We start from the raw sequence: 14,693 nt of genomic DNA, 5'->3' as shown, positions 1-14,693 counted from the left end.
GATTCCTTCAGATTCCACCCCCAGCTTTGCCGCGAACCATTCTCCCTCTTCGTCCAGGAACGCCAGCATCGCCATCGGCACATGGCATGCGATTGCCGCCACCCTGATGACTCGTTCGAGTTCCAGGTCAAGCAAGGAGTCGCGGACACCGCGCGACTGAAGAGTTGTCATCGCCAGGCTCCTCCATAGGATGAGCATCAGCGCGATAGAGAGGACGAGCGCCAGGCCACGACCAAGCATTCATCCATTCGAGGGACAGCTATCTTGGCTCTGCATTCAGTCTAGCTGCGATGGTCGTGGCGCTGCGGCCTGCGAGGACGAGGGCAACTAGGCGCCAGACAGGAGGAGAAGCCGCCGGATTAACCCAGCGGCTGGAGCCGATTAGGCGGAAGCTTTTTCTCGATCGACAAAAACGCCGACCGGGCTGAGCTCGCCTACTTGCTCTTTGACCTTGGCGACAATGTGAGCCCCGATGGGAATCGCCGAGGTTGCAGCGGGAGACGGCGCATTGCAGACGTTGACACTGCGCTTGGTGTTGACGAAGAGGAAATCGTCAATCAGCTTGCCCTGCTTGGAAACCGCTTGAGCGCGAACACCCGCCGGGTATGGTTTAAGGTCGGCCTTGGTAACGCTCGGGCAGTACTTCTGTACCTCTTTCAGATATTGGCCCTTGAAGAGCGAGTTCTTCATCTCGGTAAGCCCAGGGCGTAGGTTAGCCTTGAGCACCTTGAGAATGCCAAGCGAGGTAAACATCTCGACCATGTCGGAAATCGAAATGTCGCTCTTTCGATAGCCTTCTCGCTTCATCGCCAGAACAGCGTTGGGGCCTACTGTAACCGTGCCATCGATCATCCTGGTCAGGTGTACGCCAAGGAACGGCATCGAGGGATCAGGGATCGGATAGATCAGGTGATTGACGATCTGGTTATGCTGCTCCGGCAACAGGTAGTACTCCCCACGGAAGGGGCAAATGATGAAGTCTGGCTCGACATCCAACATGCGGACAACTCGATCGGCCATCAATCCGGAGCAGGTCACTAGGAAGCGGGCTTTGTACTCGCCCGAACGGGACTGAATAACAATTTCGTTGGGCCACTCGCCGAGAGAGGTGACCTCCGAGTCGTAGCGGATCTCACCCCCCATTCTTCGAAACTCGCACGCCATAGCGGCGGTAACTTCTGCGTAGTTCACAATGCCGCTGGAAGGCACGAAGATGCCGCCTATACCCACGATGTTGGGCTCGCGCTCACGGAGTTCATCTGCCGAGAGCCAGTGCCGTTCAATGCCATTGGCAGCGGTACGATCCCAGAGCGCCTTCATGCGCTCCATCTCAATATCATTCGTCGCTACCAGTAGCTTGCCGCATTCGTCGTAACGAATACCGTGCTGATCGCAGAAGGCCTTGGTAGCGCGGTTCCCCTCGAGACAGAATTTGGCCTTGAGGCTTCCCGGCGTGTAGTACACGCCTGCATGAATTACCCCACTGTTGTGACCAGTCTGGTGCTTGGCGGGGCCTGACTCCTTCTCCAGGAGCAGGATCTTCGATTCAGGGTACGCCTGAATCAGTTGCATCGCGGTTGACATGCCAACGATGCCTCCGCCAATGATCACGAAATCGTACACAGCGTTCACCTCTACCTGCCGGCGGATGCAAATAAGTCGATTGATAAGGGCTACAGAATGCAGCCCTTATCAACAGCGGGCCATCAGTTAGCGGTCTGGCCGTGGTGGTGCCCCAGTTTCGGGTAGCTGAAGTAGCCGCGCTGACGCATCAGCTCACGACGCAGGCCCGGATGGGCAGTGAAGCGGTCACGTCCATGTAGCCAGAACAGATTGTTGATCAGCAGGAACGAACCGACTGGTACCGGTACGGAAAGCTTCTTCCGGCTAGTTTCGAGAGAGGTGGACATATCAAACAGCCAGACGCCCTCTTCGTAGTTCTCCGGCTGCACAAACTGATCGATGTAGCGCATCGTCGGGCGCCCTTCCGCATCAGTGTCGAAAATGGAATGGAACACATCCTTGTCCACTCTCTTACTGGGCGGCGCAGTCCAGCGGAGAACGCGCCGGGCGAGGGGATGGGTGTAGAACTTGTTAAGCTCCTCCCAGTCGTCCAGGTGCAGAATCAGGGAGTTGCCACCTTCCATGTTCTGCTCATCGATCTTCTGCATCAGCACGTAGTCGGTAATCTGATCAACGAACGTGCCGTCGTTGTGCAACTCCATAACCCGGTGAGGCTGGCGCAGATAGCTGTCCGAGTTGTCGACATTCTCCACCACGAAACGAGCGTAAAACTGGCCGCTCATAGCGTCGTAGTTGGAACGACCCAGCAAGTGAGCAACGGCTGTCGAGAACTTAACCATGTCCTCCGCCTGCGCGACTTCGTTAAGCCCTTCGGGCTTGATCAACAACGCCCCAGTCTCACGATCCATCAGAGTGTTGACCAGTACTGGCCGCAGGGTACCGCCACAGATCTCATCCAGCATCTTGCCGAACTGAAAGCGCAGGAAGGACTTGTATTCCAGGGCCTGCACTGGCCATACGGCCACGGCGCTCAGAAATGTATTAACCGTCGCCCTCGGGAAAACCAGCTCGAGCATACGCGGCGATTGGGCCGACGGAGTAAGTGAGAAGCCTTGGAGCTGCGCCGGCAGGGGCAGCACAGGGGCTTTGAATTGGGCAAAGACAGTCATGGCAGCGTCCTGATCATGTGATGGTATCGCGCCCTCCAGCGATCACTGGTCAAACGGGCACCTCAAAAATATCGCCAGATTACCCAAATGTCTATATCCTCCTATTTTATATTTTAAACGGCCGTTTGCCTAAACAACACAAGGCTTGGATGCCGTCAACGCAAGCCAGAAACAGGCGCAGGTGATGGACATAGGAACGCTTCGACGCGGTGAAAACTCTGGCCGCAATGGCTATCAATGGCTCAAGCGAGACCTTGCCAATGGGGTGTTCAAGCCAGGTGAGAAGCTACCTGTGAGACAACTGCAAGAGCGCTACAACCTAAGCACTGGCCCGCTCCGAGAAGCTCTCTCGCAGTTGGTCGCAGAGCGATGGGTTAGCGCAACAAGCCATAAGGGCTTTCGGGTGGCACTGCAATCCCTTGATGAGTTGCAGGATATCTATAAGGCCCGGGCAAACCTGGAGGTCATGATCGTGCGATTGGCGATTGAACGAGGCAACGATGCCTGGGAAGCATCTGCCCTCTCGCACTTCCACACGCTCTCCAAAGCCCTGGAGATCGACGATCACACCTGCCGATGGAATGCGTGGGATACTCGCCAACAGGAGTTCCATTCAGCGATCGCCTCAGGATGCAACTCGAAGCATCTGCTGCAGGTGCGCTCATACCTGCTCGACCAGGCCGAACGGTATCGCCATCTTTGGTTGAATTGCGGGGATGGTTCGCAAACTTCGCTTGTAACGCGTTGCAAGGAACATTCAGCCTTACTCACTGCAGTTCTCAATCGCTGCCCCGAGGAGGCCTGTGAGCTGATTCGAGCGCATCTCCTGATACAGGTTGCGAGTATCACAGACGCGGATCTCGGTCGTAGCGCGAACCAGCGGAGCGAATGAGGTAATTAATCTCATCGCTGATCAGCTCGTCAGCTCTCGCCGTGTTCAAATTCTGAACATAAGCAGAGCTTGCCGCTACGTGGTAACGACAAGCCCTAGCTTTCAATCGACCCGGATTTATGCGCTAGTCACTACAGGATCGATTGCAGCTGCATTTTGCCTCTGGATTGCAGCCAGCGGAACCATTACCGCAATCAACGTAAGCAGTACCATTGCAGCAAGCCCCCAGCCCACGAGCAGGAATCCACCCTGCTCTGCCAGAAGCCCAGTCAGTGCCGGGCCAACAGCGATGCCCAAAGTCAGGAAAGACCCGGAAGCCGCAGCGACCCGCCCTTCCCTGTCAAGTGAAGCAGCCAATGCCGTCAGGTAGGCGAGCGCATAGAAATAGCTCGTGGAGATCATCATTACCGAGATGGTGTACATCGGCTTGGAATGTTCACCGAGCACATACCCCAAGCTGACTGCACCAGACGCAAGGATGCCGATGATCACCGGTGGACGCATTCCGAATCGCTTGCCTACTGTTGCCGCCACCACCGGCCCCAGCAATCCAATGAAGGACTGCAGAGAGAACAACCTGCCCAACTCTTCACTGGTATACCCGACACTGACGCCGACCTGCTCAACGAATGCCCAGCCCATGGTGTCGCGCATCGAGAAGCAAAACATTGCAGCCATCATGCAAATCGAGGTGACGGAAAAAAGGTTCTGGTGCTTCGCCCCATGCTGGAAATGAGGAGTGTTGGCGTGCGGAATGGCGCGTTGTGGCATGAAGCAGATAAAGACCAGCATCACTATGTTGGTAACAGCGATTGCACGGTAGAGCCCAGCCAAGCCGTCAGCAGCCATGGCTTCAGCAAACGCGATCATGACAATGGCCATCAAGCCCACGAATAAAATGTTCATGTGCCCTGCGGCCTGATCCGGATTCTTGGCACTCGCCACCGAAGCATTTCCACACGACAGGCAAAGACCCGCGCCTATACCAGCAATGCAGCGAACAACGGCGAGGGTGTAGACGTCATGGAGGGAGGCGGAAATGAGGTTGGCCAGAATCACCACAATGGCGCCACCCAGGGCGAGAGTACGACGTGGCGCACGCCCCATCGCCGGGGCAACCAGCAGCGATGCCAGCATGGTAAAGATGAATTCCGCTGACATCAGAAATCCGGCCTGTGCCGCGTCCAGCTGGAGGTCTTTCATGATCGCGCTGACCAGGAACGGAAGAGCGAGCAGTGCGAGCAAGCCCACACCATAAGCGGAAGCAAAAGCGGAGAACACCAGACCCCAGTTATCTGGAAGCAGATTGCGCATTTTATTCATTGTTCGAATCCGGTTCTGTTGGACTACGTTCAGGTAGCCCCAATGGGGGCTACCGGCAAGGCATCGGAGACGGCTGTTGCCGAGTTAGATCAGCACACTGTTTGAGCCGATCTGGAGCCGGTGCATACGCCCGTCAGGCACACCTGAAGGCCAATGATCGGGGAATGGGGATTGGGGAATGGGCGATCTGACGCTGTCCTTGCGCCTGCGAAATTTGGGACTAGTGGTCAACATGGCAAACCTTCGAGCGAGAGTTCCAGTACAGATGCCGAGCGCATCCCAGCATCGCCTGAAGGGTAAGCACACCCCATGCCATAAAACATTAGTTTTTAAATGTTTGATTTAGAGCGATTCACTTGCCTTCTCGTAGGTTCCGCTCGCTCCAAGGTGGGGAATTTCTACCCGGAATGCTCCTTTTTGTAACAGCTTCCGCACTCGAGATGATCCGAAGCACAGCGCGATAGCGGCGCAACTAGATCAAGACCCGCCAGTGAGCGTGTGGCGCCCTCTACAGTTTCCGCATCGACAGCATGCAAACGTTTTGGATGACAAACGATGCTGCCTGCGAAGAACACCAGAAACGAGTCGACCTCGGGATCCGCTCGCGATGCGTCTGTGTGGATCATTTTCACGTCGTTATGAGGTACGACTCTCACTCGCGCCCATCACTGAGATCCGCCTCTAGGTAGGTCTTACGAACCACGACATTGTTCTCAGTCTTGAGCTTGTAGACCACGTTTCCTGCAAGCAGGTAGGTGTACTCAGAATTGGCCAACAAGACATCTCCCGACACGACACCTTGGGAAGTGTCGATCTCAAAGCGCTTTCGGACACCCCGCAAGTCTTCCTTTACGACTTGAAGGTGCTTGGCTGCCAAAGCCAGGGCAGAGTCCTTGGCAGGGACATACCCCATCAGCATCGGAATAGCCGGCACAGCGGCGACGGCCACCGCGACTGCCATGGTCGCTGCATCTTTTCTCCAGGAAGAGCGCCCTGTCCCGAAAAGCGCGAAAAGCACCACCACCAGAACGCCGACACTAGCGCCAAACACGAGCTGGGCAGGCCGCCCCGAAAAAATCAGATTGAGAAAAGCTCCGTAACCATATGCCAACAGGTCGGATATCGAATAGGACACCTCCGATCGCGCGATTCCGAAGAGCTCCATCTGCGCGAGGTATCGCATATAGCCGAGGATCAGCAATGCGGCGTTTGCGATCGTCGCGATCAGTGCAGCCAGCTTCAACACCGTATCCAGGTGAAATCTGCTGGTTTCGATCCGAGGACTCTCGACGGTTTGGCTGTTTCCTAAAGGCAACTGCCCCTCCACCGTGAGCCGGGGGTTCATCAGCTCCACGCGTACTGTCCTTTCCTTGTTCCAGAACACTTCTTCGTCCTTCGCCAATTCGTCTTTCGTGGCTACGCTTGCCGTCCCTGCGCTAGGGTAGTGAGAGTCAGCCGGCATGGATATCCCGTATGCCAATAATCGATGCTCGTGGTCGCGTGACGCTGCCAAAGTCAGTGCGAGACTCACTTGGTGTGCGCCCAGGCGATCAACTACTACTCACGCAAACTCCTGAGGAATGGGTATTGCAGCGCGTGGAAGACGCCTCGCCGGGAACCACTACCCGGCGATTAGGTTTTATGCGTAACCAAGTCCAGGTGCCGGATGACTTCGACGCGATGGGTGGCGACGCCATCCTGCGCCGATTCGAAGGGAGTAGCTGATTCCTAGAACGATGAAAATCGCATTTCCGTCCAAAGCCGGTCGAGTCATCGAACAATCGGCTCGAAGCGACTAAAATCCGGATCGCCTTCGTCGAACAACGTGTTAACCATCCGCTCCCGCCTCAAACCCGCAAGCGTCCTAAAGAAGCAGCTCTCGCATAGTCGGATCTCATACTGCTCGCCTGCGTGTGCCGAGCCGCTACCCCAGTGGGCGCCCAGGGAACCGAATTGTGGCTCCCCTTCCCCCGGCGATGTGCTTTCACCGCAGACATCACACGAGATTTCGACTCGTTTCAATTCATTCACACTCATCTGCACTTCTCTAGGTTCTGTACGAAAAGTACTGCCGTAGGCATCGCAGCGTGCAAGCCAGCGTGACCATCGCGCCAAAACTTCTGGCGAGCTTGTCGTAGCGGGTGCCAATTCTCCGGTTCTCTTTCAGCCAGCCAAACATCCGCTCGATGATGTTCCGTTGCCGGTATTTCGGACGATCAAACAGTCGGGGTAGTCCTGGCTTGGGTTTGCGCTTCATGGTGCGCTGCGGAATCACCGGCTGCATGCGGTAGCGGTCGCAGTACTGGCGCAGATGTTCGGCATCGTAACCTTTGTCTGCCAGTAACCAGCGGCAGCGCTTACGAGGCCGTCCCGACTTTCCGGGAATACGCACCTGATCCAAGAGCGGCTGAGCATGTGCAATGTCGCTGGCCTGCCCCGGTGACAGCATGAAGCGAAGAGGTATCCCATTGGCATCGCAGATCAGGTGAATCTTGGTGGTCAGGCCGCCTCGACTACGTCCCAATGCATGGTCTACCGGTTCTTCTGGCCCCCCTTTTTCCCGGCGCCAGAAGAGGCTCGGGTTGCGCGCACCGCAGTGGAGTCGATCATCCACGACTCCAGGTCAATCAGGCCTTCCTGATTCAGCCGGACGTGCAATCGCTCAAGTACTCGGTCAAACGTGCCGTCGTCTCGCCAGTCACGGAACCGTTGATACACCGTCGACCACGGGCCGAAACGCTCCGGCAGATCACGCCAGGCGGCTCCGGAGCAGAGGATCCAGAAGATGCCGTTCAGCACCAACCGATCATCACTTCGAGGTCGGCCCATCTTCTGTTCCGGGGAAACCAGATCCTTGATCAACTCCCAGCCCGCATCCGGGAGTTCGTAGCGCCTTGCCATGTGGGCCTCCAGCCAATCATGGCGGCAATTCTACCTGCACCGACTTTTCGTACAGAACCTAGGCTTGTCGTCACGCGGCGATAAGCGCCTGTCGCCGACAACGGGAACTCTGAAGAGTGGATCGGCAGACGCGCCACTCGACCGGCCGAATCGCCGTAGATCATGGGATGGCACTCTGGTAGCGTCAGGCTACTAACGGACTGCCTTAGGATCGGTAAATGGAAATTCTCGAAGAAATACGCGCATGGCTGCTGAAGCAACAGGATTGGTTTCAAGAGACAGCTGACAGGCTCCTAAGACAGGGCCAATTGCTCCCTCAAGACATCACTGATCTCGTAGCGCTGTTGAAGACGCCAGAAGGCCAGAAGGTGACCAAGCACCGCGCCTTTGATGGCCTAATGGGAGCCCCTGCTGGAACCAACGAGGTTCGCCTCTTACGTATCGATGGGGTCAGCGGTATCGAAAATCTCGGGCCTCGATATCCGTTGGACTTCGGGACAGGAAACCTCACCGTAATCTATGGCCACAACGGCTCCGGTAAGTCGAGTTACACCCGCGTGCTCAAGAAAGTCTCCGGGAAACCTCGAGCGGTTGACCTGAAAGCGAACGTTTTTCAAGTCGTGCCGGTAGAACGCAAATGCCAGATCGCCTATCAACTGAACGGCGTTGCACATGCCTCGGAGTGGCACGTTGGTAGTCCACCGATCGACTCATTGAGAAGCTTGGACATTTTCGACAGCGAGGAGGCAAATCACTATCTCAGCGGAGAAAGTGCGGCCACCTACATCCCCCCCGTCGTGGGGTTGTTCGAGCAGCTGGCTTCGACGATCGAACAGATAAGGGCGCGACTGGAGGCCGAGCAGTCGCTGCTGGTCAGTGCGTTGCCAGCGATCCCGGCGGTCTTTCTACAGACTGATGCAGCGCGCGCTTACGGAACTCTCGGGAGCCTGAGCGGCGCTGCCCTGGAAGAGTTACTGAACTGGTCTGACGAAAATGCACAGCGATTGACCAAGCTTGAGGAGCGCCTGAAGGCTGAAGATCCGAGTGCCTTGGCGAAGCAGAAGCGTCGTACCACAACCGAAGTACAGCAGATCATCAACAGCATCTCGCAGGCCGCCAAGCTGTACGGCCAGGAGAATCTAGAAATGATTCGTGGTCTACGAACAACCGCTGCAGCCAAACGGCAGATCGCAATTGAAGGAGCCAAGGTTCAGTCAGCGGCGCTTGATGGTGTGGGGTCACATACATGGCGGGCGCTGTGGGAGGCGGCAAGAGAATATTCTGCAATTCCGTACCCAGCGTCAGCCTTTCCTGTAACAGACGAAGCTCGCTGCCTGCTATGCCATCAAGAGCTGACTGCTGAAGCTCAGCAGCGCCTCAAAGACTTCGAAAATTTTGTGCATAGCAAACTCGAGTCTGACGCCACTGCAGCAGAAGAGCTTTATCAGGCGACTGTGCAGCAGCTATCTCCTTCTCCTCCGGATATCCAGGTAAGCACCCAGTGCGAGGCCGCTGCCCTATCCGAGGAATGGAAGAACTACTTCCTGAATTTCTGGCTCCAAGTGTCCCAGGCTCATTTCGCAATGACCAACGATGAACTGGTTCAGCCCGCTGCACCAGTCGGTGATATGACAGACGCTGTGGGCAAACTCACAGCTTATCGAGATCAGTTGGAGGCTACAGCCGCACAGCTCGATATAGATGCTCAAGGATTCGACAGAGATCAGGCCTTGAAAGACAAAGCGGGATTGGAGGCGAAGCGATGGGTGGCTTACCAAGCAGTCGCCGTGCGAGCAGAAATCGAACGTCTACAGAAAACCAAAGCCTTCGATAATTGGAAAGGACTGGCGGGCTCTCGAGCGGTCTCCTTGAAAGCTGCAGATGTCACACAGAAAGTTGTGACGGAAGCCTATGTGGCCCGATTCAACCAGGAGTTGGTAGCTCTCGGGGCCACACGGATCCAAGTCGAGTTAGTCAAAACGCGAACTCGTAGTGCCAAAGTCCTTCACCAGTTGCACTTGAAAGGAGCCCAGAACGGCGAAAAGCCAGAGGCGGTTCTTAGCGAAGGGGAACGACGCATCATCTCGCTCGCAGCTTTCCTAGCGGACGTTGCCGACCAACCCGGTGCTGCACCGTTTGTGTTCGACGACCCCATCTCCTCCCTTGATCACGATTTCGAGTGGCACGTAGCCTGTCGCCTGGCAGTGCTGGCGAAGAATCGACAAGTAATCGTACTAACGCACCGCCTATCTCTCTATGGGGCATTGGAGGACGTCGCCAGGAAGGCCGGCGAGGCGTGGAAGGAAGCACATTACCGCCCGATGTGCATAGAGGCTTTTGCTGGTAGCGCAGGCAATCCGGCAGACCAAGACGTATGGAACACGAATACGAAGAAGGCAAACAACATTCTGCTTGATCGTCTGAACACTGCGAAGAAAGCAGGTGAGACAGGCGGTGGAGCAGCGTACCGTGCGCTGGCTCAGAGCATATGCAGCGAGTTCCGCAAGCTGCTCGAACGCTCCGTTGAGGAAGACCTCCTTAACAAAGTGGTACTGCGTCACCGCCGCAGCGTAACCACCGACGGCCGTCTCGGTGGACTTCCGGAGATCACGGTGGAGGACTGCAAGCTGATTGACGACCTCATGACGAAATACAGCTGCTATGAGCACAGTCAGTCAAAGGAAGTGCCGATACTAATTCCTGATGAACCGGAACTTCGCGCAGATCTTCTAGGGAAACTCCGAACAAGTCAGCGACGGGCAGCCGATTGGCGACCGAATCGATTTTTAGCCCGGTCTTCGGCGACAGACTTCACCAGAAACCCGGCTTTTGACCGGGTTTCTGCGTTTTACAGGCGCACCTCTCCCGTTTCAGCCAGCAACTCTCGGCGGGCCATCCATAGATTCGACAGGGCGAACAAGGTGACCAGTTGCGCAGTGTTCTTGGCCAGGCCCCGGAAGCGCACTTTGGTGTAGCCGAACTGCCGTTTGATCACCCGGAATGGATGCTCGACCTTGGCCCGCACCTGCGCTTTTGCCTTCTCGATCTTGCGCCTCGCCTTGTACAGGGCACTGCGTTTGCTCAGTTGTTTGTAGGTGCTGCGCCGGGCGGCGATCTGCCAGATGACCTCACGCCCGGCATGCTCGGGACGTTTCTCCACCCCGGTGTAGCCCGCATCGGCACACACCACGTTCTCCTCGCCGTGCAGCAGTTTGTCGACCTGGGTGACATCGGCCACGTTGGCCGCCGTCCCCACGACGCTGTGCACCAGGCCGGACTCGGCATCGGCGCCGATATGTGCCTTCATGCCGAAGAAGTACTGGTTGCCCTTCTTCGTCTGGTGCATCTCCGGATCACGCTTGCCTTCCCGGTTCTTGGTCGAACTCGGCGCATGAATGATCGTGGCATCAACGATGGTGCCCTGGCGCAGTGACAACCCGCGCTCGCCCAGGTGGTCGTTGATCACCGCCAGGATGCCCGCGGCCAATCCGTGCTGCTCCAGCAGGTGGCGGAAATTCATGATTGTCGTGTCTTCCGGGATGCTGCCCTGGGTCAGCGACAGCTGGGCGAACTGACGCAGCGAGGTGATCTCGTACAGCGCTTCCTCCATCGCCGGATCGCTGAGAGCGAACCAGTTCTGCAGCAGGTGGATGCGCAGCATGGTTTCCAGCGGATACGGCGGACGGCCATTGCCCGCCTTGGGGTAGTACGGCTCGATCAGCGCCAACAGCCCGGCCCAGGGCACCACTTGCTCCATCTCCGCCAGAAAGCGCTCGCGCCGGGTCTGTTTGCGTTTGCCGGCGTACTCGGCATCGGAAAAGCTCATCTGGGTCATGCGGCAGGGCTCAGGTTCTGCGGGGGCGTCATTTCAGCAGATCGGTCGGGACTTTTCCGGAGTTTCCCTAGCACTTAAAACTTGGAGAGAGGGTTTGGCCAATCGCCGTGCTAAGAGCCTAGCGTCATAGCCGTATCGCCCGTTCACGGGGGGCCACCCAGTGGTGGCCCGCTTTCTCCATCTGACTCATCTCAGGATGGATCAGTCGAACAACTCATCCCAGGGCGCGGAAAGCTTGCTCAATTTTAGGTTCCCCAGGCGCGAAATGAGGCGAAGCTGAGCACGCTGCTGATGGAAACCCTGCCACGAAGCAGACAATGCCTGATCTTCAAAGGTAGCTACCACACCCTCTAGGGATCCAATCCGCACCTTAAGGGGGTTAATTTGATGGTCAAGGCAAAAGCGAAACAGAAGCTGATCGAAGGTATCAGGAGCGATGTGATCCACTGCCGCGCTGGAACGACTCAGTTGCTCTCCCGTAATTGGGCAGCTTGTTGCCACTAAGAGTTCCTGATCGCGAAAGTTGTGAATCTGGCCCTTAATCGCCGTTCTGGCTGCCGCGCGAAAATCCCGCAGCGCCTGGGGCATCAACTTTGCCGTGCGCGAGCTTGGGAGGAGCCGCACGGCGTGTGGGAAGGAGATATCGACCTCAACCGCTGATGGCTTCCGAAGCACAAAGCAGCGCGTACCATGCACTGTTGTCTGGGTGGATATCCCATCCACACCGCCCGCGGACTTTTGTTCCCATTCGTCGTGGTGCTGAAAGAGATGGAGCAGGAACTCCGCACTTACTTCTTCGACAGCGTAGCCGTCGGGAGTTTGTGCAAGGATCTGGCGGCACCGCTCTTTGATGAGTTCTTTGGTATCAAAAAACTCATCACCAATGAGATAGGGCACGATATGGAGTCTCTTGTGATCTGATCCGTACAGGGGTGAACGTGTGGGAGCGCCGGTACTGCAATCTTTCCTAGGGAAAAGATCATCCAAGCTCGGCGTCTACTTTGTCCAGTAGCGATCAATAGTTCGAACGGTTACGCCCAAACGCCGTGCGATCTCTGGCTTTTTGAATCCCTCAGCTTGCAGACGCCGAGTTTCATCGCGTGTCTCATCCGCTTTCCTGCCCCTGATACCCCTAGCAGCATCTTCCGGAGCAACACGGTCAAAGCGCCCGGCATCGATGAGTGAATGCAGTCGCTTGATGCTCTCAGTCAGGTGCTCTTCAACACTGTGGTTGGCAAGTCGCGCCTCCACGACCAGGAGTAGCTGACTAGGAGTGACCCCAAGCAAGCTGCAAAGGGCCATCAGCATGTCGATTTTTAAGACGGATAGGCCCTTCTCAACCTGTCGCAGGTGCGACCTGGTGATTACCTCGGCGCAGGCATCGTGTGTAAGGCCTGCTTGCAGCCGCAAGTCTCTGATCACTTCCCCCAAGGCCTTTTCGTAGCCCATCTCTTTGAATCCAAAAAGGAAGCATCAAGCCAGCTTTGACGCGACATATCGTGCCGCTGTAGCATTCTCTCGTGTCGCATTCGGCATGCCTGACGCATCTGTCAATTGATGCCTATTTAATGCCGGCTCTTGGCCGGTGAGGGATTCTGATGTTCAAGACTCACGAAACGATGGAGATGGGGCTGATGCGCGTCTTCAGCGAAGACCATCGTTACTGGCGGATGATCGAACGTGACGTTCGCGCGCCCTGGTTCCACCTGACCTTGCAATTCCAGATGGGGGGTCAGATCAGGCGGCGAGCCCTAATGCCAGATGACGTCACGTTGCTCTCGCATCTGGTGGGACAGCAGGACGATGAGGTTCAAGTTGTCGACCTGCAGGTAGTGACGCCGGACTGCCTCAATGGGCAGGGGCGGTGGCTGATGGAGCCGCTGGCGAAATTGGAGCTCGCCATAACTAGCGATGATGATGTTGTTCACATCTATACGCTGATGGATGGGCGTACCTACTACGACCCTGTCCAGAACGAGCAGGCGTTGATGCAGCTGAGTGACTCGGCCGTGATCTACAGCCGGCCAGCCATGACATCGGAGTCGGCACTCCACGCCTGAGAATGCCCCCCACATTCGTTCCACATGGAAAGCCATCGAAGGAATAACGGATGGAATTAATAACGATCCAACGACTCGTCAGGCCGATCTCGACAAAGGTTCGAAAGCGTCTGAAGCAGGCGATGGCACACCAGTTCGATGAGCCGATTACCGGGTTTCTGACGCATGCCTGGATCGTTTCCGCCAGCTGCCTGGGATTTGTCTACGGGCACGTCCGTGCCGACGATTTCGGACGCTTCGCGGACGGTCACCTGATGCGAACGTCGGACGTCCGGAACGCACGAATGGAGGGCCCCTACTGGGTGCTGACCACGATGAACTCGCGCTACGTGATCGTTTCGTTCAAGCGCAATGACGGTAGGCCTTCCCTGCAGTACTTCCTAAGCAACCTTGAATCGAAGGCGTTTCCAGCACCGGATCGCCTTCAATGACGGCCATTTCCGCAAACGCTCATTGCATACAAGTCCATCCACGACAAATTGAGAACCCGGCTGGATGAATCTTACTGACCAGCTTTCAGAGACACTTGCGATCCTCTACGGCGTTGGTGAATCCATGGCTGGGTGCACGCTGACCGTTGACGATGCTATCAGCTGGCTTAATACGCTCAGCCCAACGCGCCCGTTCTGCTTGGTTACCAGCTGGCACTGGCTTGACCTCGAATTATCGGAGCAAGACCGTCAAAAAGTTGAAGCGGCCGGTATGCAACCGGTGGTCATACTCGCAGACAACGTAGTGTTCGATAGCCGGAGCCGCTTTGCCACCGGGCATTGGGTGAGGAGCACCCTCCTTGTGGAACATCGCGACGGCTGCCTGTTCGAGACCAGGAACACTCGCTATGTGCTTATGGGTGAGGGCCGGCGAAAGAAGACTACACCCGCTGCACTCGGCAGGATTCAGTGAGTAGGACTTGAAGGAACCAGCTACCGGAGCAGTTGGACGGTGAGCATCGTCCAGCCAGCTGCCTGGCAAGCAAAGCAATAGTCCAG

13 protein-coding genes and 1 pseudogene are annotated in these 14,693 nt (G+C 56.5%); 6 read left to right on the top strand and 8 right to left on the bottom strand.

Features of this window, described 5'->3' with window-relative positions:
- Window positions 1–381 precede the first annotated feature (381 nt).
- Both lhgO and glaH read right to left on the bottom strand, forming a co-directional pair.
- Window positions 382–1,623 (bottom strand): L-2-hydroxyglutarate oxidase, encoded by a 1,242-nt coding sequence (lhgO, locus tag KF707C_RS07115; RefSeq protein WP_003455124.1) that lies wholly within the window; start codon window positions 1,621–1,623, stop codon window positions 382–384.
- An 83-nt stretch (window positions 1,624–1,706) separates the two neighbouring features.
- Window positions 1,707–2,693: a glutarate dioxygenase GlaH gene (gene glaH, locus KF707C_RS07110; RefSeq protein ID WP_051050772.1), complete on the bottom strand. Its 987-nt coding sequence runs from the start codon at window positions 2,691–2,693 to the stop codon at window positions 1,707–1,709.
- Window positions 2,694–2,838: 145 nt separating this feature from the next.
- On the opposite strand from glaH, the gene csiR reads away from it, so the two are divergent.
- Window positions 2,839–3,585 carry a DNA-binding transcriptional regulator CsiR gene (gene csiR, locus KF707C_RS07105; RefSeq protein ID WP_231992302.1) on the top strand — a complete coding sequence of 249 codons (747 nt, stop codon included), beginning with the start codon at window positions 2,839–2,841 and terminating at the stop codon, window positions 3,583–3,585.
- Between the two features lie 117 nt (window positions 3,586–3,702).
- Here csiR and KF707C_RS07100 read toward each other — a convergent pair whose 3' ends face one another.
- Window positions 3,703–4,908: an MFS transporter gene (locus KF707C_RS07100; RefSeq protein ID WP_036993683.1), complete on the bottom strand. Its 1,206-nt coding sequence runs from the start codon at window positions 4,906–4,908 to the stop codon at window positions 3,703–3,705.
- 652 nt (window positions 4,909–5,560) lie between these two features.
- Complete coding sequence (locus KF707C_RS07095) at window positions 5,561–6,310, bottom strand: hypothetical protein (protein WP_036993687.1); 750 nt, start codon at window positions 6,308–6,310, stop codon at window positions 5,561–5,563.
- Between the two features lie 71 nt (window positions 6,311–6,381).
- Between KF707C_RS07095 and KF707C_RS30085 the strand changes: the two genes are divergently transcribed.
- Window positions 6,382–6,633, top strand: coding sequence for an AbrB/MazE/SpoVT family DNA-binding domain-containing protein (locus KF707C_RS30085; RefSeq protein ID WP_081608116.1), 252 nt, complete (start codon window positions 6,382–6,384; stop codon window positions 6,631–6,633).
- A 322-nt stretch (window positions 6,634–6,955) separates the two neighbouring features.
- On the opposite strand, the gene KF707C_RS07080 is transcribed toward KF707C_RS30085, so the two are convergent.
- Window positions 6,956–7,809 (bottom strand): IS5 family transposase gene (locus tag KF707C_RS07080; RefSeq protein WP_085986648.1). Its coding sequence is split into 2 segments (ribosomal slippage): window positions 6,956–7,467 and window positions 7,467–7,809, totalling 855 coding nucleotides; the frame shifts between segments, so codons are not numbered across the junction.
- Window positions 7,810–8,027: 218 nt separating this feature from the next.
- Between KF707C_RS07080 and KF707C_RS30005 the strand changes: the two are divergent.
- Window positions 8,028–10,094 (top strand): annotated as a pseudogene (locus KF707C_RS30005) (AAA family ATPase); the annotation flags it as partial.
- A 563-nt stretch (window positions 10,095–10,657) separates the two neighbouring features.
- Here KF707C_RS30005 and KF707C_RS07070 read toward each other — a convergent pair.
- The 3 genes from KF707C_RS07070 to KF707C_RS07060 all read right to left on the bottom strand — a co-directional run bounded on the left by KF707C_RS07070 (window position 10,658) and on the right by KF707C_RS07060 (window position 13,093).
- Complete coding sequence (locus KF707C_RS07070; RefSeq protein ID WP_003449698.1) at window positions 10,658–11,644, bottom strand: IS5 family transposase; 987 nt, start codon at window positions 11,642–11,644, stop codon at window positions 10,658–10,660.
- A gap of 201 nt (window positions 11,645–11,845) precedes the next feature.
- Window positions 11,846–12,541, bottom strand: coding sequence for a DUF3223 domain-containing protein (locus KF707C_RS07065; protein ID WP_036993689.1), 696 nt, complete (start codon window positions 12,539–12,541; stop codon window positions 11,846–11,848).
- Window positions 12,542–12,640: 99 nt separating this feature from the next.
- On the bottom strand, window positions 12,641–13,093 hold the full coding sequence (locus KF707C_RS07060; protein ID WP_036993691.1) for a helix-turn-helix domain-containing protein: 453 nt from the start codon (window positions 13,091–13,093) through the stop codon (window positions 12,641–12,643).
- Window positions 13,094–13,242: 149 nt separating this feature from the next.
- Between KF707C_RS07060 and KF707C_RS07055 the strand changes: the two genes are divergently transcribed.
- From KF707C_RS07055 to KF707C_RS07045, 3 genes are all read left to right on the top strand, one after another.
- Window positions 13,243–13,704, top strand: coding sequence for a hypothetical protein (locus tag KF707C_RS07055; RefSeq protein ID WP_036993693.1), 462 nt, complete (start codon window positions 13,243–13,245; stop codon window positions 13,702–13,704).
- 50 nt (window positions 13,705–13,754) lie between these two features.
- On the top strand, window positions 13,755–14,135 hold the full coding sequence (locus tag KF707C_RS07050) for a hypothetical protein (RefSeq protein WP_051050773.1): 381 nt from the start codon (window positions 13,755–13,757) through the stop codon (window positions 14,133–14,135).
- A gap of 64 nt (window positions 14,136–14,199) precedes the next feature.
- The gene (locus tag KF707C_RS07045) at window positions 14,200–14,607 is read left to right on the top strand and encodes a DUF6957 family protein (protein WP_051050774.1); all 408 of its coding nucleotides are present in this window, start codon (window positions 14,200–14,202) and stop codon (window positions 14,605–14,607) included.
- Window positions 14,608–14,693: the final 86 nt, after the last annotated feature.

The organism is Pseudomonas furukawaii (genome assembly GCF_002355475.1).
GTDB classification, from domain to species: domain Bacteria; phylum Pseudomonadota; class Gammaproteobacteria; order Pseudomonadales; family Pseudomonadaceae; genus Metapseudomonas; species Metapseudomonas furukawaii.
The sequence above is the reverse complement of the archived record's forward strand: the minus strand, read 5'-3'. Positions and strand labels throughout refer to the sequence as shown.

Coding starts and splice junctions, on each gene's coding strand:
- glaH (WP_051050772.1), bottom strand. CDS start 2,693: ATGACTGTCTTTGCCCAATTCAAAGCCCCTGTGCTGCCCCTGCCGGCG.
- KF707C_RS07100 (WP_036993683.1), bottom strand. CDS start 4,908: ATGAATAAAATGCGCAATCTGCTTCCAGATAACTGGGGTCTGGTGTTC.
- KF707C_RS30085 (WP_081608116.1), top strand. CDS start 6,382: ATGCCAATAATCGATGCTCGTGGTCGCGTGACGCTGCCAAAGTCAGTG.
- KF707C_RS07070 (WP_003449698.1), bottom strand. CDS start 11,644: ATGACCCAGATGAGCTTTTCCGATGCCGAGTACGCCGGCAAACGCAAA.
- KF707C_RS07060 (WP_036993691.1), bottom strand. CDS start 13,093: ATGGGCTACGAAAAGGCCTTGGGGGAAGTGATCAGAGACTTGCGGCTG.
- KF707C_RS07055 (WP_036993693.1), top strand. CDS start 13,243: ATGTTCAAGACTCACGAAACGATGGAGATGGGGCTGATGCGCGTCTTC.
- KF707C_RS07050 (WP_051050773.1), top strand. CDS start 13,755: ATGGAATTAATAACGATCCAACGACTCGTCAGGCCGATCTCGACAAAG.
- KF707C_RS07045 (WP_051050774.1), top strand. CDS start 14,200: ATGAATCTTACTGACCAGCTTTCAGAGACACTTGCGATCCTCTACGGC.